The sequence below is a fragment of the Aliihoeflea sp. PC F10.4 genome (assembly GCF_054612275.1).
In genome coordinates this window covers 1,498,638-1,524,428 of the sequence record NZ_JBTSWH010000001.1, presented here as the reverse complement: position 1 = coordinate 1,524,428, position 25,791 = coordinate 1,498,638, and the positions used below count along the sequence as shown (strand labels likewise).

The 25,791-nt window shown below is 59.5% G+C and carries 23 protein-coding genes; 12 read left to right on the top strand and 11 right to left on the bottom strand.

What is annotated here, in order from left to right:
* The first annotated feature begins 2 nt into the window (after positions 1-2).
* The 10 genes from frr to ACX82Z_RS07560 all read left to right on the top strand — a co-directional run bounded on the left by frr (position 3) and on the right by ACX82Z_RS07560 (position 10,422).
* On the top strand, positions 3-563 hold the full coding sequence (frr, locus tag ACX82Z_RS07605) for a ribosome recycling factor (protein WP_459587732.1): 561 nt from the start codon (positions 3-5) through the stop codon (positions 561-563).
* A 40-nt stretch (positions 564-603) separates the two neighbouring features.
* The gene (locus ACX82Z_RS07600) at positions 604-1,323 is read left to right on the top strand and encodes an isoprenyl transferase (protein WP_459587730.1); all 720 of its coding nucleotides are present in this window, start codon (positions 604-606) and stop codon (positions 1,321-1,323) included.
* Positions 1,320-2,159: a phosphatidate cytidylyltransferase gene (locus ACX82Z_RS07595; protein ID WP_459587728.1), complete on the top strand. Its 840-nt coding sequence runs from the start codon at positions 1,320-1,322 to the stop codon at positions 2,157-2,159. The genes ACX82Z_RS07600 and ACX82Z_RS07595 overlap by 4 nt, the downstream gene beginning before the upstream one ends.
* A gap of 77 nt (positions 2,160-2,236) precedes the next feature.
* A complete protein-coding gene (gene rseP, locus ACX82Z_RS07590; RefSeq protein ID WP_459587727.1) occupies positions 2,237-3,373 on the top strand; it encodes an RIP metalloprotease RseP in 1,137 nt (378 codons plus the stop codon).
* A gap of 215 nt (positions 3,374-3,588) precedes the next feature.
* On the top strand, positions 3,589-6,003 hold the full coding sequence (gene bamA / locus ACX82Z_RS07585; RefSeq protein ID WP_459587725.1) for an outer membrane protein assembly factor BamA: 2,415 nt from the start codon (positions 3,589-3,591) through the stop codon (positions 6,001-6,003).
* Positions 6,004-6,052: 49 nt separating this feature from the next.
* Positions 6,053-7,114 (top strand): UDP-3-O-(3-hydroxymyristoyl)glucosamine N-acyltransferase, encoded by a 1,062-nt coding sequence (gene lpxD, locus ACX82Z_RS07580; protein WP_459587723.1) that lies wholly within the window; start codon positions 6,053-6,055, stop codon positions 7,112-7,114.
* Positions 7,107-7,574, top strand: coding sequence for a 3-hydroxyacyl-ACP dehydratase FabZ (gene fabZ, locus ACX82Z_RS07575; RefSeq protein WP_459587722.1), 468 nt, complete (start codon positions 7,107-7,109; stop codon positions 7,572-7,574). The genes lpxD and fabZ overlap by 8 nt, the downstream gene beginning before the upstream one ends.
* A 4-nt stretch (positions 7,575-7,578) precedes the next feature.
* Positions 7,579-8,403 carry an acyl-ACP--UDP-N-acetylglucosamine O-acyltransferase gene (gene lpxA, locus ACX82Z_RS07570; RefSeq protein ID WP_459587720.1) on the top strand — a complete coding sequence of 275 codons (825 nt, stop codon included), beginning with the start codon at positions 7,579-7,581 and terminating at the stop codon, positions 8,401-8,403.
* Entirely contained in the window at positions 8,390-9,247 is an 858-nt protein-coding gene (locus tag ACX82Z_RS07565) for an LpxI family protein (RefSeq protein WP_459587718.1), read from the top strand. Before lpxA ends, ACX82Z_RS07565 begins: the two co-directional genes overlap by 14 nt.
* A gap of 2 nt (positions 9,248-9,249) precedes the next feature.
* The gene (locus tag ACX82Z_RS07560; RefSeq protein ID WP_459911664.1) at positions 9,250-10,422 is read left to right on the top strand and encodes a lipid-A-disaccharide synthase; all 1,173 of its coding nucleotides are present in this window, start codon (positions 9,250-9,252) and stop codon (positions 10,420-10,422) included.
* Positions 10,423-10,483: 61 nt separating this feature from the next.
* On the opposite strand, the gene glnA is transcribed toward ACX82Z_RS07560, so the two are convergent.
* Positions 10,484-11,893 carry a type I glutamate--ammonia ligase gene (gene glnA, locus ACX82Z_RS07555; protein WP_459587716.1) on the bottom strand — a complete coding sequence of 470 codons (1,410 nt, stop codon included), beginning with the start codon at positions 11,891-11,893 and terminating at the stop codon, positions 10,484-10,486.
* A gap of 49 nt (positions 11,894-11,942) precedes the next feature.
* Positions 11,943-12,281: a P-II family nitrogen regulator gene (locus tag ACX82Z_RS07550; protein WP_459587715.1), complete on the bottom strand. Its 339-nt coding sequence runs from the start codon at positions 12,279-12,281 to the stop codon at positions 11,943-11,945.
* A gap of 245 nt (positions 12,282-12,526) precedes the next feature.
* On the opposite strand from ACX82Z_RS07550, the gene ACX82Z_RS07545 reads away from it, so the two are divergent.
* Complete coding sequence (locus ACX82Z_RS07545; protein ID WP_459587713.1) at positions 12,527-14,008, top strand: NAD(P)H-hydrate dehydratase; 1,482 nt, start codon at positions 12,527-12,529, stop codon at positions 14,006-14,008.
* Here ACX82Z_RS07545 and ACX82Z_RS07540 read toward each other — a convergent pair.
* Complete coding sequence (locus ACX82Z_RS07540) at positions 14,003-14,809, bottom strand: DUF72 domain-containing protein (protein ID WP_459587711.1); 807 nt, start codon at positions 14,807-14,809, stop codon at positions 14,003-14,005. The two genes, ACX82Z_RS07545 and ACX82Z_RS07540, sit on opposite strands and share 6 nt — an antisense overlap.
* Entirely contained in the window at positions 14,806-17,727 is a 2,922-nt protein-coding gene (uvrA, locus tag ACX82Z_RS07535) for an excinuclease ABC subunit UvrA (RefSeq protein ID WP_459587709.1), read from the bottom strand. The genes ACX82Z_RS07540 and uvrA overlap by 4 nt, the downstream gene beginning before the upstream one ends.
* A 607-nt stretch (positions 17,728-18,334) precedes the next feature.
* Here uvrA and ssb point away from each other — a divergent pair.
* Complete coding sequence (gene ssb, locus ACX82Z_RS07530; RefSeq protein ID WP_459587707.1) at positions 18,335-18,853, top strand: single-stranded DNA-binding protein; 519 nt, start codon at positions 18,335-18,337, stop codon at positions 18,851-18,853.
* 231 nt (positions 18,854-19,084) lie between these two features.
* On the opposite strand, the gene ACX82Z_RS07525 is transcribed toward ssb, so the two are convergent.
* From ACX82Z_RS07525 to ACX82Z_RS07495, 7 genes are all read right to left on the bottom strand, one after another.
* Positions 19,085-19,891, bottom strand: a complete 807-nt coding sequence (locus tag ACX82Z_RS07525; RefSeq protein WP_459587706.1) for an MBL fold metallo-hydrolase — start codon at positions 19,889-19,891, stop codon at positions 19,085-19,087.
* On the bottom strand, positions 19,888-20,670 hold the full coding sequence (locus ACX82Z_RS07520) for a TatD family hydrolase (RefSeq protein ID WP_459911662.1): 783 nt from the start codon (positions 20,668-20,670) through the stop codon (positions 19,888-19,890). Before ACX82Z_RS07520 ends, ACX82Z_RS07525 begins: the two co-directional genes overlap by 4 nt.
* 2 nt (positions 20,671-20,672) lie before the next feature.
* Positions 20,673-22,220, bottom strand: a complete 1,548-nt coding sequence (gene metG, locus ACX82Z_RS07515) for a methionine--tRNA ligase (RefSeq protein WP_459587705.1) — start codon at positions 22,218-22,220, stop codon at positions 20,673-20,675.
* 72 nt (positions 22,221-22,292) lie between these two features.
* On the bottom strand, positions 22,293-23,330 hold the full coding sequence (locus ACX82Z_RS07510) for a DNA polymerase III subunit delta' (protein ID WP_459587703.1): 1,038 nt from the start codon (positions 23,328-23,330) through the stop codon (positions 22,293-22,295).
* Positions 23,320-23,988 (bottom strand): dTMP kinase, encoded by a 669-nt coding sequence (gene tmk, locus ACX82Z_RS07505; protein ID WP_459911661.1) that lies wholly within the window; start codon positions 23,986-23,988, stop codon positions 23,320-23,322. Before tmk ends, ACX82Z_RS07510 begins: the two co-directional genes overlap by 11 nt.
* Positions 23,989-24,101: 113 nt before the next feature.
* Positions 24,102-25,229: a D-alanyl-D-alanine carboxypeptidase family protein gene (locus ACX82Z_RS07500; protein WP_459587701.1), complete on the bottom strand. Its 1,128-nt coding sequence runs from the start codon at positions 25,227-25,229 to the stop codon at positions 24,102-24,104.
* Between the two features lie 119 nt (positions 25,230-25,348).
* Positions 25,349-25,759 (bottom strand): DUF2177 family protein, encoded by a 411-nt coding sequence (locus ACX82Z_RS07495; protein WP_459587700.1) that lies wholly within the window; start codon positions 25,757-25,759, stop codon positions 25,349-25,351.
* Between the last annotated feature and the right edge of the window lie 32 nt (positions 25,760-25,791).

Here is a 25,791-nt window from a genome sequence, read left to right as displayed (position 1 = left end):
CGATGAGCGAAGGCGTGGACTTCAAGGATCTGCAGCGCAGGATGGATGGGGCGATTTCGGCGTTCAAGAACGATCTCGCATCGCTTCGCACAGGGCGTGCCTCCAGCAACCTCCTCGATCCGGTGATGGTGCAGGCCTATGGCGCGCCGATGCCGATCAACCAGGTCGCAACCGTGACCGTTCCCGAATCGCGCATGCTGGCCGTCTCCATCTGGGACAAGCAACTCGTCGGTGCCGTCGACCGCGCGATCCGCGAATCCAATCTCGGCCTCAACCCCATCGTGGACGGCTCGAACTTGCGCATTCCGCTGCCCGAGCTCAACGAGGAACGCCGCCGCGACCTCGTCAAGATCGCGCATCAGTACACCGAGCAGGCGAAGGTCGCCGTGCGCCACGTGCGACGCGATGGCATGGAAATCGCCAAGAAGGCCGAAAAAGACGGCGCTATCAGCCAGGATGATTCCAAGGTTCAGTCCGAACGCGTCCAGAAGCTGACCGATGAGACGATCAAGCAGATCGATGCGTTGCTTTCTGAAAAGGAAGCGGAGATCATGCAGGTCTAGGGTCGGCCCTGACCGCTCGCATATGTCGATTGGAGGGTTGGTGACCGGTCCCGCACATATCGCAATCATCATGGACGGCAATGGGCGCTGGGCGCAGTCGCGCGGCCTGCCGCGTAGTGCCGGCCATCGGGCGGGCGTCGAAGCCTTGCGGCAGACGGTCCAAAATGTCGGCAATAGCGGCGCGAACTGGCTGACCATCTACGCTTTCTCGTCTGAGAATTGGTCGCGTCCGGCATCCGAGATCAGCGATCTCATGGGGTTGCTGAAGCTTTTCATCCGGCGCGATCTGGCACAGCTTCACCGTAATGGCGTGCGCGTTCGCATGATCGGCAATCGCGATACGCTCGCACCGGACATCCTCGGCCTCATCACGGATGCCGAGGCGCTGACGCGCGCGAACAGCAAGATGAATCTAGTCATTGCGTTCAACTACGGCGCAAGAGACGAGATCGTCCGTGCGACGCGGCATCTGGCGAAGCTGGCTGCGGACAATCGTTTGGACCCCGGTTCCATTACTCCGGAAATGCTTTCGGGGGCGCTGGATACGGCAGACATTCCCGATCCCGATCTCATCATCCGTACCAGTGGCGAACAGCGTTTGTCGAACTTCCTGCTGTGGCAGGCGGCTTATTCGGAATTCGTATTCCTGCCGTGCTACTGGCCGGACTTCGATCGCACGCAACTCGATCGCGCTCTGGCAATCTATGCAGACCGGGATCGCCGTTTCGGTGCGGTTGCCGCACGCGAGGCCGTGACGTGACGGGGACAGGCGGCGCGTTTCTGACCAAAGAACTGCGATTGCGGATCGTCTCGGCGCTCGTGATGATCGTTGTTGCGTTGATTGCAACATGGATCGGCGGACTTGCCTTTCGATTCCTGTGCGTAGCGATCGTCGCGGCGGTTTTCTACGAATGGCTGCAAATGGCCAAGGCTTACATCTCGACTACGGACCAGCAGCTTTCCGTAGGCTTGGTCGTCGCGATTTGCATGGTCATACTGGCGCTGCCGGGCGCTGCCACCGGTTTTGCCATCGTCGTGGCGCTCGCGGCTCTCTCGGCAATGGCGGCTGGAGCGCTGGGCTCGTCGCGCTGGAGTGCGGCCGGTCTCCTTTATTCCGGCATTGCGGGGCTGTCTCTGGTCCTTCTTCGTGACACGGGTCTTCCCGGGTTCAAGACGGTCGTCTTCCTGTTCGTCGTGGTCTGGGCGACCGACATCCTCGCCTATTTCGTCGGGCGAGCCGTTGGAGGCCCGAAGCTCGCGCCTGCGATCTCGCCGGGAAAGACATGGAGCGGCGCCTGCGGTGGAACACTTGCGGCGCTGATCCTTGGACTTGCGGCGGCATTGGGGATGGATACGCGGCTGCCGCTGACGGGGCTGATCCTGCTGATCATTCTACTGTCTGCCGTGTCGCAGGTGGGTGACCTGTTCGAATCGTGGCTCAAGCGCCGTTTTCAGGTGAAAGATTCAAGTCACATCATTCCAGGTCACGGTGGTGTGATGGATCGCGTCGACGGTCTGGTTGCGGCAAGCGTCGTCCTTTATGTCATCGGTGTGATTCTCGCCGATTCCGACGCGCCGGCATTGGCGTTTTTCTGATAGCGATCGAGAGATCACTGAAACGCCGCGATTGACCTTCAGGCAATTGCGGCACACGACATTCGAGGGGCAACGCAGTGGATTTCCTGGCGGGTATATTCGGATCGGGCGGGCTTATCCTTGGCACGCTCGTGCCGTTCTTTCTTGTGCTCGCCGTGGTCGTGTTCGTTCACGAGATGGGTCACTATCTCGTCGGGCGGTGGTGTGGAATCGGTGTGCAGGCGTTTTCCATCGGTTTCGGCCCCGAAATCTTCGGCTTCAAGGACAGGCACGGCACGCGCTGGAAGCTTTCGGCGATCCCGCTTGGCGGCTACGTGAAGTTCGTCGGCGACATGAGCGTGACGAGCGAGCCGAGATCCGACGAAACGGAACGACTGACCGAGGCCGAGCAGCGCGTCGCCTTCCATACGCAGCCTGTCTGGAAGCGCGCGGCTACCGTCGTTGCGGGACCCCTTTTCAATTTTCTGCTGACTATCGCCGTCTTTGCCGTGATGTTCGCCATCTATGGCCGGTTCGTTTCCGAACCCATCGTGGCGGAGGTACGCCCGGACACCCCAGCCGCCGAAGCCGGCTTTGAGCCCGGAGACAGGTTCGTGACCGTCAATGGATCGCGGATCGCGACCTTCGGCGACGTGCAGCGTGTGGTATCGGCTCGCGCGGGCGATCCGCTGCGCTTCGTCATGCTACGGAACGGTCAGGAGATCGAACTGACGGCAACGCCGGAACTGTCGGAACAGACCGACGGGCTCGGCAACACGATTCGCATCGGCATCATCGGCGTCGTCAACAACGAAGAGCTCGGCCAGCCTCGCCAGATCAGCTATGGACCGATCGAGGCGCTCGGTGAGGCCGTGAGCGAAACCGGCTATATCATCGCCCGCACGGGACAGTTTCTCCAGCGATTCGTTGCCGGGCGCGAGGACAGGTGCCAGCTTGGCGGACCGGTACGCATCGCGGAAATGTCGGGGCAGGCCGCTGCGCTGGGGCCGATGTGGCTCGTCCAGCTCATCGCGCTTTTGTCGGTCGGGATAGGTTTTCTCAACCTTCTTCCCATCCCCCCACTGGACGGGGGGCATTTGGTCTTCTATGCCGCTGAAGCCGTTCGGGGCCGCCCGGTTTCCGAACGCGTGATGGAGGGTTTCTACAAGGTCGGGATGCTTGCGGTGCTCGCCTTCATGGCGTTCGTTTTCTGGAACGATATTTTTGGATGCTGAGGACCGCCAGGATCGCAAATCCGGCGAAATTCAAACTCCATTTACCATGCGGGACGATTGGCGTGACGCGAATGCCACGCTTTCGGACTTAGTAAATGCAAATTAACCGGCAGCCTTGCTTGTAGGGAAAATCCGGTTAATACCGTACGGAGTTTTGCGGCTAGTCCGGTCCATTCTCGGCACGGGGACAACGAGAACAAAGGTTTGTAAGCCAAATGAAGGCAGCTTCGAGTTTCAAGAGCGCCGCGTCGGCGATTGCACTTTCTGCAGCGATCGTCGTAACCGGATCGGTAACGGCTCAACTGGCTGCGACGAATTCGGCCTACGCCGCCGTCGTGAACAGGATCGAGGTGCGTGGCAACCAGCGCGTCAGTAACGAGACCATCATCGGCAACCTTGGCATCCAGCCCGGTCAGCAGTTCAGCAACGCAGACATCAATGCGGCTGTCGTTCGCCTTTTCGAGACGCGCCTGTTCTCCGACGTACGGATCAATCAGAGCGGTTCGACACTGGTTGTCGAGGTCTCGGAATATTCGATCGTCAATCAGGTGATTTTCCAGGGCAACCGGCGCGTCAAGGACGATGCGCTGACCGCCGCAGTCCAGCTTCGTCCGCGCGGCGCCTATTCCGCGGATGCGATGAACTCCGACATGGAGGCGATCCGTCAGGCTTATGCGCGGGTCGGCCGTGAAAACACGACCGTGACGGCGCAGACCGTCGACTTGGGCGAGAATCGCCTCAACGTCGTCTATCAGATCGACGAGGGCGGCCGCACGAAGATCGGATCGATCACGTTCGAAGGCAACGAAGCGTTCAGCGACGGCCGTCTGCGCGACATCATCGCGACCAAACAGTCGAACTTCCTGTCCTGGCTGACGCGCAACGACATCTATGACGACAATCGCCTGCGCGCCGACGAAGAAGCGCTCCGTCGCTTCTACTTCAATCGCGGCTACGCCGATTTCCGCATCCTGTCGGCCGACGGCCAGTTGAACGAGCAGACGAACGAATATTCGATCGTCTTCACGATCGACGAAGGCGAGCGCTATACGTTCGGCAACATCGCCGTCGAGAGCACCGTTCCAGGTGTCGAAACTGAAGCGTATCAGCGCAGCCTCGACACACGTGAAGGTCGCGTCTACAGCGCCCAGAACGTCGAAACCTCCATTGTCGGTCTGACGGAAGACGTGGCAGGCTCCGGTTATGCGTTTGCGCAGGTCACCCCGCGCGGCAACCGCAACTTCGAAAACCGCACGATCGACGTCACCTATGTGATCGACGAAGGTCCGCGCGCCTACATCGAACGCATCGAAATCCGTGGCAACACGCGAACGCGCGATTATGTCATCCGACGCGAATTCGATCTGAGCGAGGGCGACGCCTTCAATCAGGTTCTCGTCCAGCGCGCGCGCCGCCGCATCGAACGCCTCGACTACTTCGAAACCGTGAACATCGCAACGGCTCCGGGCTCGCAGCCCGATCAGGTCGTGATGATCGTCGAGGTCGTCGAGAAGCCGACGGGTGAGTTCTCCATCGGTGCCGGTTACTCGACCGGTGAGACGAACAACCGTGGTGCCGGCTTCTCGCTGGAAGGATCGGTTCAGGAGCGCAATTTCCTCGGCCGTGGTCAGTTCATCCGTCTTTCAGCAGGTGGCGGTCGTGACTCGCGCGACATCGCGCTGTCCTTCACCGAGCCTTACTTCCTTGGACGCCGCATTTCTGCGGGCTTTGATATCTTCCGCAACACGCGCCGCTTCGACAATTACGAGAGCGAAGCGACCGGCGGCACGATCCGTTTCGGTCTGCCGATCACGGAGGCGCTGAGCACGCAGTTCGCGTATAACTACACGCAGGAAGAATACGACTTCCGCAATGGCTGTGAGCCGATCGGCGGTGTTCTGCCCCCAGACTGCGCGTTGAACATCTCGCCGATCCTGCAGGATGCGATCGTCAATCAAAGCCCATGGCGCAAGTCCTCGGTCAGTGCCGGCCTCGTGTTCAACACGATCGACAACATGCAGAACCCGCGCAGCGGCATCTACTCGACCTTCACGACTGAAGTCGCTGGTCTTGGTGGCGACGCGCAGTGGGTGAAATTTACCGCGCGCGGCAGCTACTATCATACGCTGTCCGAAGAACTCGATCTCGTCGGCGTCCTGACCGGTGGCGCAGGCCATGTCGAAGGCTTCGGCGATGACGGCCTTCGTGTGTTCGACCTGTTCCGTTCGAACGACCGCATCATTCGCGGCTTCGACTTCAATGGCATGGGTGCTTACTCGCTTGCTGATAACGGCCGGATCGACCATATCGGCGGCACGACCTATTTCCACGCATCGGCTGAAGCGCAGTTCCCGATCCCGGGCATTCCGGAGAGCCTCGGTTTCCGTGGCGCCGTTTTTGCGGATGCGGCAACGCTTTACGGTGTGCCGAATTCGGTTACGGAGAACCGCAGTGGTGGGCCTGACTTCAACGTGCTCGGTGACGCGTCGGCTCTGCGCGCTTCGGTCGGCGTCGGCCTGATGTGGGCCTCGCCCTTCGGTCCGATCCGTGTCGATTACGCAGTGCCGGTTGCCAAGGAAGATTCGGACGACGTCCAGAACTTCAGCTTCGGCATGTCCACGCGTTTCTAGGGACTTTAGAGCTTTCGGGGCGCAAAACGCCCCGAAAGTGCAGGCATGAATGACTGATCCGCTCTTCTTTGAGCCGGCAAAAACCTTCACGGTTGGCGAGATCGCGGCACTGACAGGTGCCGATCTCGCCAATGCCGCTTATGCGCAAACGCCGGTTGAACGTATCACCTCTCTCACCGACGCGGGCGAGGGAGCACTGGTCTTTGTCGATGGTAAGCGCAACGCACATCACATGGCCGGGCTCAAGGCGACCGCAGTTTTGTGCACGGTCGATATTGCCGACCAGGCTCCGTCCGGCATCGCCGTTCTGATTTCAAAGAAGCCGCAATACGCTTTTGCGACCGTGGGTCGCTTGCTGTTCCCAACGGCCGTTCGGCCTGCGCCGCTTACATCAGAAACGGGCATTTCGGACCGGGCCTATGTCGACCCGTCCGCCAAGGTCGAAACCGGTGCCATAATCGAGCCGGGAGCCGTCATCGGCGCAGGGGCGGAAATCGGTTCCGGTACGGTCATTGCTTCGAACGCCGTCATCGGACGAAATTGCCGCGTCGGCCGCGACTGCTATATCGGCCCAAACGCGACGGTGCAGTATGCACTACTTGGCAACCGCGTGTTCGTTTATGGCGGCGCGCAGATCGGCCAGGACGGTTTTGGCTTCGTCACAGGCCCGCGTGGGCCTGAAAAGATGCCGCAGATCGGCCGTGTGATCATCCAGGACGATGTCGAGATCGGCGCAAATACGACCATCGATCGCGGCGCGCTATCCGACACGGTTATCGGCGAAGGCACGAAGATCGATAATCTGGTCCAGATCGCTCATAACGTAAGGATTGGTCGGGGCTGTGTCATTGCAGGCCATAGCGGACTGTCCGGCTCCGTAACACTCGGCGACTACGTCATGCTGGGCGGGCGTGTTGGACTTGCCGATCACGTCACGATCGGATCGGGCGCTGCCGTAGCCGCCGCAAGCGGCGTCATGCACGACGTTCCCGATGGCGGGCGGTGGGGCGGCATGCCTGCCCAGCCGATGAAGGATTTTTTCCGCGAAGTCACCTATATCCGAAAACTCGTTTCCGGCTCACGCAAGATCAGGGAAGGCGACGATGACTGAAACCGCTATGACGACGCTCGACAGGTTGAATGTTCAGGACCTGTTGAAGCTGCTGCCACATCGCTATCCCTTTCTGCTGATCGACCGGATCGTCGAAATTCAGGGCGACGAGTCGGCGGTTGGCATCAAGAACGTCACGATGAACGAGCCGCATTTCACCGGCCATTTCCCCGAACAGCCGGTGATGCCGGGCGTCCTCATCGTCGAGGCTATGGCCCAGACGGCCGGTGCGATCTGCGCCCACAATGCCGGCGGGTCTGCACCACCGCTCGTCTATTTCATGACCATCGACGGCGCGAAATTCCGCAAGCCGGTCGTTCCGGGCGACAGGCTGGAGCTTCACGTCAGAAAGCTTAAGCAGCGCGGCAATATCTGGCGATTTGCCTGCGAGGCGAAGGTTGAAGGCGCAAAGGTCGCGGAAGCCGAGATTTCAGCGATGATGTCGCCCAAGCAGGGCTGACGCAATGCAGGGCGAAACATTCATTCATCCGGCCGCAGTGGTAGAGCCGGGCGCCAAACTTGGTGTCGGCGTCCACATCGGCCCTTTCTGCCACATCGGCCCGGAAACTGTGATCGGCGACCGCGTGAACATGGTCGGCCATGTCACGGTGCTCGGAGCAACGACCATCGGAGCCGAGTGCCGTATTTTTCCGAACGCCGTCCTCGGTGGCGCGCCGCAAAGCGTGCGCCACAAAGGCGGTCGGACGACATTGAGCGTCGGCGCCAACTGCCTTATCCGCGAAGGCGTGACGTTCAACGTCGGCACGGACAGTTCGACCGGTGCGACGACCATCGGATCGAATGGTTACTTCATGGCACAGTCGCACGTCGCACATGATTGCGTCATCGGCGACAATGTCACCATGGCGAATGGTGCGGTCCTCGGCGGTCACTGCGAAGTGGGCGATTTCGTCACGTTCGGCGGACTGTCGGCCGTGCACCAGTTCGTGCGCATTGGACACCACGCGTTTATCGGCGGTCTGTCCGGCGTGGAGCGGGACGTCATTCCCTATGGTATGGTGACCGGTGACCGCGCAAAACTGCGGGGATTGAACGTCATCGGGATCAAACGATCCGGCTATTCGCGCGCCGACCTTCTGGCGTTGCGCGCAGCGTACAAGCTCCTGTTTTCCTCCGGTCGGCCGCTGTCCGATATGATCCCGCTGGCAGCGGAGCAATATGCCGGCTCGGCAGCGGTCGCCGATATCCTGTCTTTCCTGCAAGTGAGTGGAAAGCGGCATTTCACAATGCCAGCCGACCGCGGCGTCGGCGTCGATGAAGACGAGTGAGGCAGGACGCCTCGGTCTGATCGTCGGCAGCGGTCGTCTGCCGGTCGAAATTCTCGAAAGTCTCGGCCGTCAGGACATAAGCCCTTATCTGGTTCTGATAGATGGAGAGGCGGACGATCTTGCCATTTATCGCGATCATGAGCACGTTCATGTGCGGCTTGAAGATTTCGGCACGCTCATTCCACTCCTGAAGTCGGCGAATGTCGGCCGGCTGATCATGGCGGGCGGTGTCGCGCGCCGTCCCGCACTGCGAAATGTGATCTGGACATGGTCGTTGCTCGGCCTGCTCCCGCATCTGGCGAAAGCGCTGAGCTCGGGAGACGATGTGCTCTTGCGCACGATCATCGGACATCTGGAAGCCCATGGCATAAAGGTCGTCGGTGCGCATGAAATCGTTCCCGATCTTCTGGCCGGGGCAGGGACAATCGTTGGCGCCGCGCCGGGTAAAAACGAGATGCGCGATATACGCGCCGCTGCTGAAGCGGCACGCGCAATCGGCGCGCTCGATATCGGGCAGGCTGCGATCGCGATCGGGGGCCGCGCGATCGCGCTGGAAGGGATCGAGGGAACGGAGGGCCTGCTGGAGCGCGTTGCTGCCATGCGCGGTCACGGTCGACTCGCAGGGCGCACAGGCGGTGTGCTGGTCAAATGCGCGAAGCCCGGACAGGAATTGCGGGCTGACCTGCCGGCCATCGGCCCCGATACGGTCGAGGCCGCATTTGCGGCCGGTCTGACAGGTATCGCGATCGATGCAAACCGTGCCTTCATTCTCGATTGCGCATCGACGATGGATCGCGCAAAGCAGCGTGGACTCTTCATCTACGGCATGGAAGGCGACGCTTGACGATGCAGCCATTGAAGATCGCCATCGTGGCGGGGGAAGAGTCCGGCGATTTGCTCGGGCTCGATCTCATTGACGCCATCGCGAAGCATACGGGCCGGCCGATCGAACTCGTCGGTGTCGGCGGGCGGCATCTGGAGGCGAGGGGGCTGCACTCCCTGTTCGATGCATCGCAAATCGCTCTCATGGGCGTAACGGCAGTGCTGCGCGATCTGCCTCGGCTAATTGGTCGCCTCAATCAGACCGCACGCTCGATCGCTGCGGAGCGGCCCGATTGCCTCATTACGATCGACAGTCCCGAATTCTCGTTGCGCGTCGCACGCAAGGTGCGCGCGATCCTGCCGGACGTGCCGACCGTTCATTATGTGTGTCCAAGCGTCTGGGCCTGGCGCCCCGGACGGGCGGCCGAGATGAAGCCATATGTCGATCATGTGCTTTGCCTGCTGCCGTTCGAGCCGGCGGAGTTGCAACGTCTGGGTGGGCCGGACGGCACCTTCGTTGGACATCGCCTGACGCGTGACGCGGGGCTTCAACAAGCGGCGGCTGCGCAGATGACACGGGGAGAACCGTCATGGGGCGTGAAATCGCTTCTGCTCCTTCCCGGATCGCGCCGTTCCGAGGTTAAAAGCCTGATCGGTCCCTTTGGTGAAACGATCAGGGAACTCGCGGCACGGGGCAACCGGTTCGAAATCGACATTGCAACGGTGCCAAAGGTAGCCGCGCTCGTCCACGAGGCGATTGCCGAATGGCCGGTTCCAACGCGCGTTCATGTCGATGCAAACGAGAAATACGCTGCATTCGGGCGCGCTGACGCGGCGCTTGCGGCTTCGGGAACCGTCACACTTGAACTGGCGCTTGCGCGTGTTCCCCTCCTTGCCTGCTACAAAACGGATGCGTTTTGGCGCGCATTGATGCGATACGTGACGGTGTGGTCCGCGTCACTGCCCAACCTGATCGCGGACTGGCCGGTGGTTCCTGAATATTACAACGAGTATGTGCGGCCCGCCTTTCTGGCGCGCGCGATAGAGCAGATCTGGGCGGCAACACCGGCACGTTCGACGCAATTGCACGGCTTCGACATCATCGCGCAGCGGCTCCACACGGAAAGACCGGCGGGCGATATCGGTGCCGAAGCGGTTCTGACGACCATCGCCCAGCGACATCGCAGCTGGAACTGATCAAACGGCATTAAAAAAGGGCGGCTCGAAGCCGCCCTTTTCCTTAGATATCCGATCCGGATCAGACCGAGTAGTACATGTCGAACTCGATCGGGTGCGGCGTCATTTCGAAACGCAGAACCTCGGCCATCTTCAACTCGATATAGGCGTCGATCTGGTCGTCGTCGAAGACGCCGCCGGCCTTCAGGAAGCCGCGATCCTTGTCGAGCGACTGGAGCGCTTCGCGCAGCGACGCACACACGGTCGGGATCTTCTTCAGCTCCTTCGGCGGCAGATCGTAAAGATCCTTGTCCATCGCCTGGCCCGGATGGATCTTGTTCTTGATACCGTCGAGGCCGGCCATCAGCATCGCGGCGAAAGCAAGATACGGGTTCGCCGTCGGATCGGGGAAGCGAACTTCCACGCGCTTTGCCTTCGGCGAGTTGCCGAACGGAATACGGCAGGAAGCCGAACGGTTGCGTGCCGAATAGGCAAGCAGGACAGGAGCTTCGAAGCCGGGAACCAGACGCTTGTAGGAGTTGGTCGACGGGTTCGTGAAGGCATTGAGCGCCTTGGCATGCTTGATGATGCCGCCGATGTAGAAGAGGCAGCTTTCCGACAAACCGGCATATTCGTTGCCTGCGAAGGTCGGCTTGCCGCCCTTCCAGATCGACTGGTGAACGTGCATACCCGAACCGTTATCGCCATAGATCGGCTTCGGCATGAACGTCGCCGTCTTGCCGTAAGCATTGGCAACCTGATGGATCACATATTTGTAGATCTGCATCTTGTCGGCGTTGCGGGTCAGCGTGTCGAACTTGATACCGAGTTCGTGCTGGGCTGCGGCAACTTCATGGTGATGCTTTTCAACGACGACGCCCATTTCCGACATAACCGAAAGCATTTCGGAACGCATGTCCTGCAGCGAATCGATCGGCGGGACCGGGAAGTAGCCGCCCTTGACGCGCGGGCGGTGGCCGAGGTTACCGGTCTCGTAATCGGCATCGTCGTTCGAGGGCAATTCCGTCGAATCGAGCTTGAAGCCGGTGTTGTACGGATCGGCCTTGTACTTGACGTCGTCGAAGACGAAGAACTCGGCTTCCGGACCAACGAAAACCTCGTCGCCGATGCCTTCCGAACGCAGGAACGCCTCGGCCTTCTTGGCCGTGCCGCGCGGATCGCGGTTATAAGCCTCGCCGGAGACCGGATCGAGAATGTCGCAGACGATGACCATGGTCGACTGCGCGAAGAACGGATCCATATGGGCCGTTTCGGTGTCGGGCATGAGAACCATGTCGGACTCATTGATGGCCTTCCAGCCACCGATGGACGATCCGTCGAACATGACACCGTCGGCGAACATGTCTTCATCAACGGCGACGACGTCCATCGTGACGTGCTGCCACTTGCCCTTCGGGTCGGTAAAGCGCAGGTCGACGAATTTGACGTCCTCGTCCTTGATCCGCTTCAGGATGTCATTTGCTGTGGTCATTTATTTTTTCCCTGTAGTTGGCAGTAAAAAAGTTTAGGGGCTCTTCGCGCTATATCGCGTCGACGCCCGTTTCCCCGGTCCGGATACGTACGACTTCCTCGACGCTGGAGACGAAAATCTTTCCGTCGCCGATTCGCCCCGTCTGGGCCGCCTTGCGGATAGCCTCGATCGCCTGCTCCACCTGATCGTCGCCCAGAACGACTTCGATTTTCACCTTGGGAAGGAAATCGACGACGTACTCCGCGCCCCGATAGAGTTCGGTGTGCCCCTTTTGTCGGCCAAAGCCTTTCGCTTCGGTTACGGTGATGCCTTGCAGCCCCACGTCCTGAAGGGCTTCCTTCACCTCATCGAGCTTGAAAGGCTTGATGATCGCTTCGATCTTTTTCATGCGAATGTGGCCTCCGATAAGCTAAAAACGGGGCATTCAGTCCCGTTTCACCCTAGAGTAAGCATGGTTCATGCCAGTTTTTCAGAAATTTGCGTTGGATTTTCGCTTTTTCGCGTTGTTCGCAGACTAGTGCGCCTGCCACGGGTGGGGAACGATTGGGACAAACGAGCAGGTGGCTCAGGTCAAGCAGCCCTACAAATCAAACAGCACAAATAATGCGCCATTTGCACGAAAAATAGGCACTAATGATCAAGCCAGATGAAATCCTTAATCCTGCAGAAATGGCGATCGTCGACCAAACAGCAGCTGGCGATCCGGAAGGCAGCTACAGCCTGATGCTGAGGGCAGGGGCGGCCGTATTGCGCGCAGCCCTGACGTCCTTTCCGGATGCGACGGGGGCCGACGTTTTGTGTGGGCCCGGCAACAATGGCGGCGACGGATATGTCGTGGCCCGGCTTCTGGCCGAAACGGGTTGGAACGTCCGTATATGGGTGTTCGGAACACCAGTGCCGGGAACAGATGCCAGCCGGGCTTTAAAAGAATGCCCGATACGGCCCAAAGAGCTGGAAGATTTCGCTCCATCTCCCGGCGCGCTGGTCATCGACGCGTTGTTCGGAGCAGGTTTATCGCGAAAACTGCCCGACATGGTGGCCGAAATCGCGACGCGTATTGCGGCGGCAGAAAATGCAGTGCTCGCCGTCGATCTGCCATCTGGCGTATCGGGCGACAGTGGTGCGGATTTCGGCAATGCATTTCAGGCCACCGAAACGGTGACCTTTGCTCGCATGAAGCCGGGCCATCTGCTGTACCCCGGCCGCGCACTATGTGGCCGACTTACGGTCGCCCATATCGGCATAGAGGACAGACATGTGAAGACCGTCCAGTGCCGAACATGGCAGAACAATCCGGCGCTATGGACGGATCAGCTTTCCCGGCCGGCCGCGGATGCCCATAAATATCGGCGTGGACATGTGCTTATGCTGTCGGGGCCGCGCCATCAGACGGGAGCTGCAAGGCTTTCCGCCATGGCTGCAGCGCGCAGCGGAGCAGGGGCGGTAACACTCGGATCGCCGCAAGACGCACTAGACATCAACGCAGCACACCTGACCTCGACGATGCTGGTCGAAACGGAGGAAATCGATGATCTAAGGAAGCTTCTCGTCAGCCGGCAGCCCAGTGCTTGCGTGATCGGGCCAGCTTTCGGAATCGGCGAGCGCGCACGCGCATTTGCGGCAGCCATACTGAGCCACGAAAGTGAGATGTCCGTTATTCTCGACGCAGACGCGCTGACCTCCTTCGAGGAAATGCCTGAGACGTTGTTTTCCATGGTGGGACGGTCGGCTTCGACGGTGGTTCTGACACCGCATGAAGGCGAGTTCCGCCGGCTATTCCCGGACATCCAGGATGGGTCCAAACTGGAACGCGCCCGACAGGCCGCAAAGCGGGCTGATGCGATTATCGTTTACAAAGGACCAGACACCGTCATCGCAGCTCCTGATGGACGCGCCGCCATCAATGCAAACGGGTCACCGTGGCTTGCGACTGCGGGATCGGGAGACGTGCTTGCCGGCATCGTGGCCGGGCTTGCGGGACAGGGGATGCCGGCATTCGAGGCCGCCTGCGCGGCAGTGTGGATTCACGCCGAAGCCGGCAACCGGTTTGGCCACGGTCTGATCGCAGACGATTTGCCCGCTCTCCTGCCGCAGATTCTGCGCGAACTTCTATGAATCGACCCGGGTTTGTAGCGCCATCGCGCCATGCGGAGCGCGCTCCTTGCCTTCGGTGATAAAGTAGACGAACACGTCGCGTGGCTTCAGTTCGGCCTTATGATCCGTATCCGTGAGAGACAGGTCGTCCGGCAAGGCCCCCTTTGCCCAATCCGCCACCCGTTCCGCCCATTTGTCGAGGTCTTTGGCAGGATAACAATCGGGGTTCTCATCGCTCCCGCGCTGCAAGCGGGCATAGACGAAGTCGCCGGTGACGTCGGCGATCTCCGGGTATTTTTCATGATGCGCGTAAACGATAGATGCGCCGTACTTGCGTGCCAACCCAACGAATTCGGGAGCGGCGAATTTATCGTTTCGGACTTCCAGCGCGTGACGCAGCTTCACGCCATTCTGCTTTTCTGGCAGAACCTTCAAAAATCCCTCGAAATCGTCGGCATCGAACTTCTTGGTCGGCGCGAACTGCCAAAGGATGGGCCCGAGCTTCGACCCCAGTTCCGCCACGCCTGAATCGAGAAAACGTTGCACGGACTCGCCCGCTTCAGCGAGCACACGTCGATTGGTCGAAAAGCGAATTGCCTTTAGCGAAAAGACGAAATCGTCCGGCGTGTCTGCGGCCCATTTGGCGAACGTCGCGGGTTTAAAGGTCGAGTAGTAGGTGCCGTTGACCTCGATCGTCTTCACCTGCCGGGACGCATAGCGAAGCTGCTTCGCCTTCGCAAGCTTGTCGGGATAAAAGGTCGTGTCCCAGGGCTCGAACGTCCAGCCGCCCATTCCCGCGCGGATCGTGCCGCTTTCGCTCATTCCGCAGCCTCGCGTTTCTGGCCCGGCCGACGCTCCAGAAGTTCTTTCAGGAACTGTCCCGTGTAACTTTTCGGTTCGGCAACGACATCTTCGGGCGTCCCGGACGCCACAAGCTGTCCCCCGCCGTCGCCACCTTCCGGGCCGAGGTCGAGAACCCAATCGGCAGTCTTGATGACCTCCAGATTGTGCTCGATGACGACAACCGTGTTGCCCTGGTCGACGAGTTCGTGCAGCACTTCCAAAAGCTTGGCGACATCGTGGAAATGCAGGCCCGTCGTCGGCTCGTCGAGGATATAAAGCGTCTTGCCCGTCGCCTTGCGCGACAGTTCCTTGGCCAGCTTGATGCGCTGCGCTTCGCCGCCCGATAGCGTCGTCGCCTGCTGGCCGATCTTGATATAGCCTAGCCCGACCTTTTTCAGGGTAGCAAGTTTGTCGCGCACGGCAGGCACGGCTGCGAAGAATTCGACGCCTTCCTCGACCGTCATGTCGAGCACATCGGCGATCGACTTGGTCTTGAACGTCACATCCAGCGTTTCGCGGTTGTAGCGCTTGCCGTGACAAACATCGCAGGTCACGTAAACGTCCGGCAAGAAGTGCATCTCGATCTTGATGACGCCGTCGCCTTGGCAGGCCTCGCAGCGACCGCCCTTCACGTTGAAGGAAAAGCGCCCAGGCTGATAACCGCGCGCCTTGGCTTCCGGCAGGCCGGCAAACCAATCGCGGATCGGCGTAAACGCGCCCGTATAGGTCGCCGGATTGGAGCGCGGCGTGCGCCCGATCGGTGACTGGTCGATATCGATGACCTTGTCGAGAAATTCGAGCCCCTCGATACGGTCATGCTCGGAAGGATGTTCGCGCGATCCCATGATGCGGCGCGACGCAGCCTTGAAAAGCGTCTCGATCAGGAAGGTTGACTTGCCGCCGCCCGAAACGCCGGTGACGGCAGTAAAGGTGCCAAGCGGGATTTCGGCCGTGACATTGCGCAGATTGTTGCCGCGCGCACCGACGACCTTAATCCGCTTGCTCTTTTTTGCCTTGCGCCGTTCGGCCGGCAACTCAATTCCCATCCCACCCGACAGATATTGACCTGTCAGCGAGTTCGGATTCGCCATGACATCGGCTGGTTTGCCTTCTGCGATCACGCGCCCGCCGTGGATGCCGGCTGCCGGACCGATATCGACGACGTGGTCGGCTTGCAGGATCGCGTCTTCGTCGTGCTCAACCACGATGACCGTGTTGCCGAGGTCGCGCAGATGCTTCAGCGTATCGAGCAGGCGCGCGTTGTCGCGCTGATGGAGACCGATTGACGGCTCGTCGAGTACGTAGAGCACGCCGGTCAATCCCGACCCGATCTGCGAGGCCAGCCGGATGCGCTGGCTTTCACCGCCCGACAGTGTGCCGGAGTTTCGCGACATAGTCAGATAATCGAGCCCGACATCGTTCAAAAAGCGCAGCCTCTCGCGAATTTCCTTCAGGATGCGAACGGCGATCTCTGCCTGCTTTGCATTGAAGGACGCGGGCAACTCCTCGAACCAGCCCACCGCGTTCCGGATCGACATTGCGGTCACTTCACCGATGTGAAGGCCATCGATCTTGACCGCCAGCGCCTCAGGCTTCAACCGATAGCCATTGCAAGCCGGGCAGGGGGTTGCCGACATGAAGCGCTCGATCTCCTCGCGCATCCAGGCCGATTCCGTCTCTTTCCAGCGCCGCTGCAGATTGGTGATCACGCCCTCGAACGTCTTCGACGTCTTGTAGCTGCGCATGCCGTCATCATAGGAAAAATCGATCTTGCGCGTGCCGGTGCCGTGCAGGATCGCGTTCTTCGCTTCGTCCGGCAGGTCGCGCCAACGGTCGCCGATCTTGAAACCGTATGCCTTGCCGAGTCCCTCCAAGGTCTGGACGTAGTAAGGCGACGACGATTTCGCCCACGGCGCGACCGCGCCCTCGCGCAGGGAGACATGCTCTTCCGGCACGATCAGCGACGGATCGATCGCCTGCTGATGCCCAAGACCATCGCAGGTCGGACACGCGCCGAATGGATTGTTGAAGGAAAACAGCCGCGGCTCGATCTCCGGGATCGTGAATCCAGACACCGGACAGGCGAACTTTTCGGAGAACAGTATCCGCTCATGCGTCTCGTTCTTCGACTTGTTGACGGCGTCCGCCCCGGTCATTTCCGCGCCGAGCGGCTTGTCGGCGAACTCGGCGATGGCAAGGCCATCCGCTAGCCGCAGCGCGGTTTCCATCGAATCCGCCAACCGCGTCCCGAGGTCGGCGCGAACCACGACACGGTCCACGACAACATCGATATCGTGCTTGTACTTTTTGTCGAGCGCAGGCACGTCGGCGATCTCGTAGAAAGCGCCGTCCACCTTCACGCGCTGGAAGCCCTTCTTCATCAATTCGGCAAGTTCCTTGCGGTATTCGCCTTTGCGCCCGCGCACGATCGGCGCGAGAATATAAAGCCGCGTGCCTTCGTCGAGCGCCAGAACACGATCGACCATCTGGCTGACCGTCTGGCTCTCGATCGGCAGACCCGTCGCTGGCGAGTAGGGGACGCCGACGCGCGCGAACAGGAGGCGCATATAGTCATAGATTTCGGTGACCGTGCCGACGGTCGAGCGGGGGTTCTTCGAGGTCGTTTTCTGCTCGATCGAGATGGCCGGCGACAGACCGTCGATCTGATCGACGTCCGGCTTCTGCATCATCTCGAGGAATTGGCGCGCGTAGGCCGACAGGCTTTCGACATAACGGCGCTGGCCCTCTGCATAGATCGTATCGAAGGCGAGCGAGGACTTGCCGGACCCCGACAGGCCCGTCATCACGATCAGGCTGTCGCGCGGCAGGTCGAGATCGACATTTTTTAGATTGTGCTCGCGCGCGCCGCGCACGGAAATGAACTTGTGGTCCGCCATGGGCCGAACGCCGCCTCTTGATTGCGAAACCGGACCGTAAGCTGTCCGGCAAGCCGCACATGTAGGTATTCACGCGCAGCAGTCGAGGGCGCGCTGTCGATCAAGCGCTTTTCAGCCTTTTCCGCCATGCTTTCAAGTGAAAAGAACGAATAATGAACATGCTCCTGACAATCAATTTGTAATTGACGCAAGGGAATGTCGGGCGCACGGTATGAAAGTCGGCTTCTTGTAGGCGTCCGCGACAAAGCATGAGGTGAGGCATGACTCCACCGGACATACTCTGATTGCCACGATGCAATCGCGCCGAAAAACACTCGGCGATTGATCAAAATTCCAGACAATTATCGAACGGCGTCAAGCCGCTTTCGAAAATCCAGTATAGATAACACCGTCATCGAACGGCTCAGTGGCCCTTGAACCTTAACGGTCAAGGGCCTTTGTCTGCGGACGAACACTGTTTCGGGTCGGGTTGATTTTCCAGTTATACCGAATTAGAACAAATATGGAACATTATTGTTGTGGACCAAGATAATTTGCGGCAGGCGACCAAGGTCGGCATGTCCTATGTTGCGGCCCGACAATCGATCACGCGTTTTTGGAGAGCGATATGGCAGGCAGTGTCAACAAGGTCATCCTGGTGGGAAATCTGGGAGCCGATCCGGAAACCCGCCGCCTGAACTCCGGCGATCCGGTCGTAAATCTGCGCATTGCGACGTCGGAAAGCTGGCGCGATAAAAACTCGGGCGAGCGCCGCGAAAAGACGGAATGGCACCAGGTCGTTATCTTCAACGACAACCTTGCCAAGGTCGCGGAGCAATATCTGAGAAAAGGCATGAAGGTTTATATCGAAGGCGCGCTGCAAACCCGGAAATGGGAAAAAGACGGCGTCGAGCGATATACGACCGAGATCGTGCTGCAGAAATTCCGTGGCGAACTCCAGATGCTGGATTCGCGCGGGCAGGGTGGCGATCAGGGTCAGGTCGGCTATGGCGGTGGCGGCGGCAATTATTCCGGCGGCGGCCGCAGCGACTTTGGACAGTCCGGGCCGTCGGACGATCGCGGCAGCCGTGGCGGTTCTGGCGGTGGCGGCTACGGCCGCGATATGGACGACGAAATTCCATTCTGATTTCGACGAAGGGTCGCTGCACCGTTCGCTTCACTGGAGCTCAAAAGACCGCCGCAAGCCGGCGGTCTTTTTATGTTTCAACTGGCGTTAGCCGGATGCCTGATGATTTTACGACGCCCATAAGCACCCGCATCGATTTCATAGCGGGGAGCGAATTCCCAATACGCAATCGGCAACGCAAGATGCGACACATCAGTCGCATAAGATGGATTATGGAACTATAATGTGTGGTCAGATTTGAAAATCGATGACCATACCGTCATAGGCAGGCTCGACATTGCCTGGCGTTTCCTTTTGCACGGTCTCGTAATCCAGCGGTATGTGCATGTGGGTTAGCACCGCACGTTCCGGCTTCAACCTGTCGATCCACTCCAATGCCTGTCCGAGAGAAAAATGGCTTGGATGGGTTTTGTATTGAAGCGCGTCGACGATCAGCACCTCCAACCCTACAAGCTTTGCAACCGTTGCATCAGGCAAATCACTGACATCGGAACAATAGGCCAGCGGGCCGATGCGAAAGCCGAGCGAGACAATATCACCGTGGAGTTGCGGCAATGGCGTAAACTCGATCGGTCCGCCAGCTCCATCTATATGGAACGGCTCGTCATGAGCGATTACATGCGGCGTCAGGATCGGCGGATAGGCACTTCCGGGCGGTGTTTCGAAGCAATAGCGGAATGATTCTATCAGTCGCTCAAGCGTCGAGGTGTCGGCATATATGTCCATGCGTCGGCGTTGCACGAGTGCAAATCCGCGCAAATCGTCGACGCCGTGAATGTGATCGGCATGCGGATGCGTATAAACCGTCGCGTCCAGACTATCGACGCGCGCACTGATCATCTGGCTTCGAAAATCAGGACCTGTGTCGATCACGACGCGCGTCACACCTGCCGAACCGATCCGTTCCACCATGGCGGCGGCACGGCTACGCCGATTTTTAGGATTGGACGGATCGCAATTGCCCCAGTCGCCCGTGATGCGCGGCACACCGGGCGACGAGCCGCATCCGAGAATCGTGAAGCGATAGCGATCGCTCATTGCGGCCGCGGCATCTTCGAAAAGAGCCGAAAAAAGTTGTCGGTCGTTAGCGTTCGGATATCTTCATCGCTGATCCCAATCGTATCGGCCAGAACGGCCGCCGTACGCGCGACAAAGGACGGCTCATTGCGCTTGCCGCGATACGGGACCGGTGCGAGAAACGGCGCGTCCGTTTCCACCAGCAGTCGATCATGCGGAACCTGCCTCGCAATCTTGCGAATGTCCTCCGAATTCCGAAATGTCAAAATCCCGGAAAAAGATACATATCCGCCCAGCGCGACGCCCGTTCTTGCGAGCTCCGCGCCCGACGAAAAGCAATGTAGAACAAAGGGAAACGCGCTGTTTTTCGATTCGTCTTCCAAGATAGTCGCCATGTCGGAATCGGCCGACCGAGCGTGGATGATCAGCGGCAAACCGGTAATACGAGCAGCAGCGATATGATTGCGAAAGCCCTCAGCTTGAGCGTCTCGCGGCGATTTGTCGTAATGGTAATCGAGACCCGCTTCGCCGATGGCGACCACTTTGGGATGTGAGCTAAGAGACACGAGATCGTCGGTAGAGACGTCGAGTTCCTCGTGAGCATTGTGCGGATGCGTGCCAACAGAACAATAGACCCCGTCATGCGCCTCGGCGATGGCGCGCACCTGATCGAAACGGCGCACACGCGTCGAGATCGTCACCATACGCTCGACGCCGGCTTCGCGTGCCCGCTCGATGATCGCGTCGCGTTCGCTCTCGAACTCGGGAAAATCGAGATGGCAGTGGCTATCGACGAGCATTTTCACGCGTTCGTGGCCTCGCTCTCCACGTATCGCGGGAAAATTCCCTGGGGCACCGGCAATTCCATCCCCTCGCCCAGCCAACCATCGGCCAGCTTCGCGAATTGACGGTCCCTTTCCGACACACCGAGCAGGTCGAGCAATTTCTCGGCCGATTGCGGAATGAAGGCCAGACACAAAATGGCAACCCGACGCAGCAATTCGGCTGTCGTGTAGAGTACCGTTTCCATGCGCGCAGGGTCGGATTTGCGCAACGCCCACGGTTCCTGACCGGCAAAGTAACGGTTAGCCTCGGCAACGACCGCGAAGATCGCGGCCAGCGCATTATGCAGCGCCTGTTGCCCCATGGCCTTGCGAGCGGCATCAAGCGCCTCGACCGATTGCGCGAGCATCGCCTGATCGACGGCTGTCAGCTCGCCGCGCGAAGGCACCCTGCCCGCGCAATTCTTGGCGATCATCGAAAGCGAACGCTGCGCGAGATTTCCAAGGTCGTTGGCAAGGTCGGCATTCGTGCGGTTAACGATCGCCTCATGACTATAATTGCCGTCCTGGCCGAACGGCACCTCGCGCAGCAGGAAATAGCGCAACTGATCGAGCCCATAATGTTCGACCAGCGAGGCCGGATCGACCACATTTCCGACCGACTTCGACATTTTTTCACCACGGTTGAAAACGAAGCCGTGGCTAAAAACGCGCCTTGGAAGCGCGATCCCGGCCGACATCAGGAACGCAGGCCAGTAAACGGCGTGAAAGCGCGTAATGTCCTTGCCGATGACGTGAACGTCCGCCGGCCATTGCGCCCAAAGTGGCGCGTTTTCATCCGGATAACCGACTGCGGTGAGGTAATTCGTCAGCGCGTCGACCCACACATACATGACGTGCTTTTCGTCACCGGGAACTGGAATCCCCCAGTCGAACGTCGTGCGCGAGATCGACAGGTCCTTCAGGCCTGATTTCACGAAGCTAACCACCTCGTTACGGCGCTCGACAGGCCCGACGAAGTCAGGCTGTTCGTCGTACAGCGTGAGCAGGCGATCCTGATATGCCGAGAGGCGAAAGAAATAGCTTTCCTCCTCGACCCACTCGACAGGCGATCCTTGCGGTCCGTATCTCACGCCCTCTCGAACTTCCGTTTCATCCTCGCCGTAATAGGCTTCGTCGCGAATGGAATACCAGCCGGCATATCCGCCCTTGTAAATGTCGCCGTTCTTTTCCATCGCGCGCCAAATAGCCTGAGAAGCAACCTTGTGACGCTCCTCGCTGGTGCGGATGAAGTCATCGTTCGACGCATTGAGAAGTTGCGCCATCTTTTTGAATTCGTTTGAATTCCTATCCGCAAGCTCGCGCGGCGTAATGCCTTCCTTGCGCGCCGTTTGCAGCATCTTGATGCCGTGTTCGTCGGTGCCGGTCAGAAAATGGACGTCCTTGCCGTCGAGGCGCTGGAAGCGCGCCAGCGCGTCTGTCGCGATCAATTCATAGGCGTGACCGATATGCGGCTTGCCGTTCGGGTAGGAAATCGCGGTCGTAATGTAAAATTTCTCGGCGGCCATGCTCTGCTCGGTCCTTCATGCGTGTCGCGGTCACATAGACCACGAACCGGGTTTTGACCAGTCGGAGCCAGCTTAGCGCGCGCTGGAAAGACGGCCGAGCAGGGAGACGACGTGCTGCCGCTTGTCGAGATTGTAGGTGTCGGTATCGCCGATTTGCTGACGGATAGCGGCCCAGTCTTCCGCCAGCCGCGCGGCTGCTTCGGGGTCACCAGTCTCACCCGCCGAGCGCGCCCTCGCCTCGGCAATCGTCGCGATATGCTCGTTGAAAAGCTGAAATTGCACGGTAGCGTCACGGCCACCGACTGCGTCGGCAATCTTGTAGGCACTGGCGACATCGAAGCGAGTTGCCGAGACGAGCGCATCAACCGCTTCTGCAATGTCCAGCCCACCGAAATGCGTCATCAAGAGTGCGTCGCGCACGCTGCCGCCGGCACGCCGGATCAGGGTTTCTGGGCTATCCGTGCCGGGCGAAATGGATTGAAGAGCTTGCCCAAGAGCGCGCTCGTCCAGCGGCTTGAGCTTCACGAGTTGGCAACGTGACCGGATGGTTGGAAGCATACGCCCCACCGAATGAACGATCAGTAGAAATAGGGTGCGCGGCGGCGGCTCCTCGAGGCTTTTCAGAAGCGCGTTCGCGGCATTCCGGTTCATGTCGTCGGCGGCATCGACGATCACAACGCGATATCCGCCATCATGCGACGTCATTGACAGAAAGCGTCCGACTCGCCTGATCTCGTCGACGGTGACGGCGGATTTGAAACCGGTTCCGCGTTCAGCGGCGGGCCGCGTCAGATGAAGCAGCGAGGGATGCGCGCCTTGCGCCATCAGTCGGAAGAGGGTCGACGCCGTATCGACATCGGTCAGCGCCGCAGGCGCCTTCGAGGCGTCCGGATTGAAAAGGATGTGATAGGCAAGTCGGAAGGCAAGTGTAGCCTTTCCAATGCCTCGGGGTCCGGAGAGAATAAGCGCGTGGTGAAACTTGCCGTCTGCATAAGCGCGCGCCAAATCCTCCGCCTCGCCGCGATGACCAAAGAAATGGCCATGCTCAACAGGCTCCGGGATGTCCGGGATCGTGTCATATTGCTCTGGCGCTATCCGCTCAAAGCTCATCTGCCACCTGAAGCAGACTGTCGGACGGGGAGAGGACCTTGGCAACACGATGCCAAACCGCGTCGGCAACAGCGGCTTCATTTTGCGCCGCATCGACGATCACGCACCGCGCGGGCTCTGCGCGGGCGATATCGATGTAGGCTTCGCGTCGTTCTTCATGCAGCACGAGATTTTCCTTCTCGTAGCGGTCGGCGTCCTGCGAACCACGGCGGACTGCGGCTCGGCGCATCCCCTCAGTCGGATCGAGATCGAGGATGATCGTCAGGTCCGGCATCATTCCATTGATGGCGACGGCTTCGAGCGCGCGCATGAAATCCTTGTCGAGCCGCCCTGAAACGCCCTGATAGACACGTGATGAATCCAGAAACCGATCGCACAGGACGATCTTTCTGGCATCGATTGCGGGTCGGATAATCTGCTCGACATGATCGGAGCGCGCCGCCGCAAAAAGCATTGCCTCCATCGCCGGTCCGAATGGTTCGGCAGCACCAGATAGAAGCACGTGGCGTACGGCTTCGCCGCCGGGCGAACCGCCTGGTTCACGCGAGACAACGACCTCGTGACCTTCAGCCTCCAAACGGTCTGCAAGGATACGGATCTGGGTCGACTTGCCGGCACCCTCGCCGCCTTCAAAGGTGATGAAATGGCCCTTGGGCATGCGCATCCTTTCGCCATCCGCCATATCGGACGCAGCCCTTCAAATAGGCGAAATGCGCCATGAATGCGACCCGGGAAAGCAGTGGTGTTCGCGGCGATCCCCAGATAGGGCTCTTAACGCAACCAGCCGATCGCGAGTTCTTCAACGGCGTCGAGCGCACGTTGATGAAGTGCACCCTGCCCGATCGACTCGGCAGCATAGAGCGGCGTTTCCTGGCTGATCGAATCGCCGATCCATATTCTCAGGGCACCGATGGGCGTGCCCTCTTCCACCGGCGCAACAACCGGTCCGTCATAGACGATGCGCGCGACGAGCCGGTCCCGGTTCGTCAGAGGCACGAACAAAGAGATGGGGCCATCAGACCGCAGGGCGATACCGGACTTTGCGCCGCCATAAACCTTGGCTTCCCCCACAATCTCGTCGGCTGCAAAGATTTCGTATTTGTCGAAGGCGCGCATGCCCCAGTCTATGATCTTGCGAGCTTCCTCGGCGCGCTGGGCATCGCTTTCCATGCCGCTCAAGGCCACGAAAAGACGCCGGTCATCACGCGCGACGGACCCTACAATGCCGTAGCCCGACTCGGTGGTGAAGCCAGTCTTCATGCCGTCCGCGCCGATATTCATGCGCAGCAAGGGATTGCGGTTGCGCTGAGTGATGTTGTTCCAGGTGAAGTCGGGCTGCGCATAATATCGATAATATTCGGGATATTCCGACCAGATATGGCGCGCGAGCATGGCAAGTTCCCGAACCGTTACGACCTGCCCTTCCGCTGGAAGTCCGGTCGAATTCTTGAATACCGAACGAGTGAGCCCGATCTCACGCGCGCGCTCATTCATCAACAGGGCGAAGTTGTCTTCAGAGCCGGCCATACCTTCCGCGATGATGATGCAACCGTCATTGGCGGACTGCACGATGACGCCCTGGATCAGGTTTTCGAGCGTGATCGACGAGCGCACTTCCGCGAACATGGTCGACCCGCCGGACATTGCACCGCCGCTGCGCCACGCATTCTCGCTGACATAGAACTCTTCCTGAAGCGTCAGCCGTCCGGTCTTCAGGGCGTCGAAGACGACCTCCATGGTCATCAGCTTTGCAAGCGAAGCCGGCGGGATCAGCGCGTCCGGGTCCTTCGAAAACAGGACCGTGCCGGTATCGGCATCGATCATGAAGCCCTGCTGGGCTCGCGTTTCGAACAATTGGGCAGCAGCGATCTGCACTTGCGAGAAAAGCAAGGCCAGCATGAGCAAAATGCCTGAAAGACTCCGACCAATCATCACTGCCCCCTGTCCGTTGCCCTCGCGACGAAGCTACCACCGGGCCGAAACCCAAAGCAACTCAACTCACGGCGATCTCAAGCACGTTATTTCACGTGACCGAGCCATTGGAGGGCCGCAACCGTTCCTGCAGAAACGGCAGCGCTCATCAAGGTACCCCATGCGGTATCGGCAAACGCCAGCGTCGTGTCGAAATCGCGAACTACGGAAAGATTGGTGAAATTATAGGTCAGATAGCAAAAGAACCCGTAGAGCGCGCCGTTGAATGCGGCTGCTGTCCAGCTAGCATTCGTGATACCGACGGATATTGCGAAATAGACCAGGCCCACGAGATAGAAAATGTAAAAGACCGCCGCCATGCCCCATCGCGGACTGTCCGACATCAGATCGCCCATACGAACGGCGTAAAAATTTCGCGCGACGATGCCGAGCCACAGCCCGTCGATGATGAGAAACAAGACGAGCGCTATGCCGTAGGCCGAAAAATATTTGGTCATGAAGGCAACCTTGGTCAGTATCGATCGCCTTT

Excerpts from the sequence above, each read along its gene's own strand:
- glnA (WP_459587716.1), bottom strand. The coding sequence starts at position 11,893 with ATGACCACAGCAAATGACATCCTGAAGCGGATCAAGGACGAGGACGTC.
- ACX82Z_RS07500 (WP_459587701.1), bottom strand. The coding sequence starts at position 25,229 with ATGCTGGCCTTGCTTTTCTCGCAAGTGCAGATCGCTGCTGCCCAATTG.
- ACX82Z_RS07520 (WP_459911662.1), bottom strand. The coding sequence starts at position 20,670 with ATGCTCGTCGATAGCCACTGCCATCTCGATTTTCCCGAGTTCGAGAGC.
- ACX82Z_RS07525 (WP_459587706.1), bottom strand. The coding sequence starts at position 19,891 with ATGAGCGATCGCTATCGCTTCACGATTCTCGGATGCGGCTCGTCGCCC.
- ACX82Z_RS07560 (WP_459911664.1), top strand. The coding sequence starts at position 9,250 with ATGCAGCCATTGAAGATCGCCATCGTGGCGGGGGAAGAGTCCGGCGAT.
- ssb (WP_459587707.1), top strand. The coding sequence starts at position 18,335 with ATGGCAGGCAGTGTCAACAAGGTCATCCTGGTGGGAAATCTGGGAGCC.
- ACX82Z_RS07545 (WP_459587713.1), top strand. The coding sequence starts at position 12,527 with ATGATCAAGCCAGATGAAATCCTTAATCCTGCAGAAATGGCGATCGTC.
- fabZ (WP_459587722.1), top strand. The coding sequence starts at position 7,107 with ATGACTGAAACCGCTATGACGACGCTCGACAGGTTGAATGTTCAGGAC.
- tmk (WP_459911661.1), bottom strand. The coding sequence starts at position 23,988 with ATGCCCAAGGGCCATTTCATCACCTTTGAAGGCGGCGAGGGTGCCGGC.
- frr (WP_459587732.1), top strand. The coding sequence starts at position 3 with ATGAGCGAAGGCGTGGACTTCAAGGATCTGCAGCGCAGGATGGATGGG.
- ACX82Z_RS07565 (WP_459587718.1), top strand. The coding sequence starts at position 8,390 with ATGAAGACGAGTGAGGCAGGACGCCTCGGTCTGATCGTCGGCAGCGGT.
- lpxA (WP_459587720.1), top strand. The coding sequence starts at position 7,579 with ATGCAGGGCGAAACATTCATTCATCCGGCCGCAGTGGTAGAGCCGGGC.
- ACX82Z_RS07510 (WP_459587703.1), bottom strand. The coding sequence starts at position 23,330 with ATGAGCTTTGAGCGGATAGCGCCAGAGCAATATGACACGATCCCGGAC.
- uvrA (WP_459587709.1), bottom strand. The coding sequence starts at position 17,727 with ATGGCGGACCACAAGTTCATTTCCGTGCGCGGCGCGCGCGAGCACAAT.
- ACX82Z_RS07540 (WP_459587711.1), bottom strand. The coding sequence starts at position 14,809 with ATGAGCGAAAGCGGCACGATCCGCGCGGGAATGGGCGGCTGGACGTTC.
- ACX82Z_RS07550 (WP_459587715.1), bottom strand. The coding sequence starts at position 12,281 with ATGAAAAAGATCGAAGCGATCATCAAGCCTTTCAAGCTCGATGAGGTG.
- metG (WP_459587705.1), bottom strand. The coding sequence starts at position 22,220 with ATGGCCGCCGAGAAATTTTACATTACGACCGCGATTTCCTACCCGAAC.
- bamA (WP_459587725.1), top strand. The coding sequence starts at position 3,589 with ATGAAGGCAGCTTCGAGTTTCAAGAGCGCCGCGTCGGCGATTGCACTT.
- ACX82Z_RS07495 (WP_459587700.1), bottom strand. The coding sequence starts at position 25,759 with ATGACCAAATATTTTTCGGCCTACGGCATAGCGCTCGTCTTGTTTCTC.
- lpxD (WP_459587723.1), top strand. The coding sequence starts at position 6,053 with ATGACTGATCCGCTCTTCTTTGAGCCGGCAAAAACCTTCACGGTTGGC.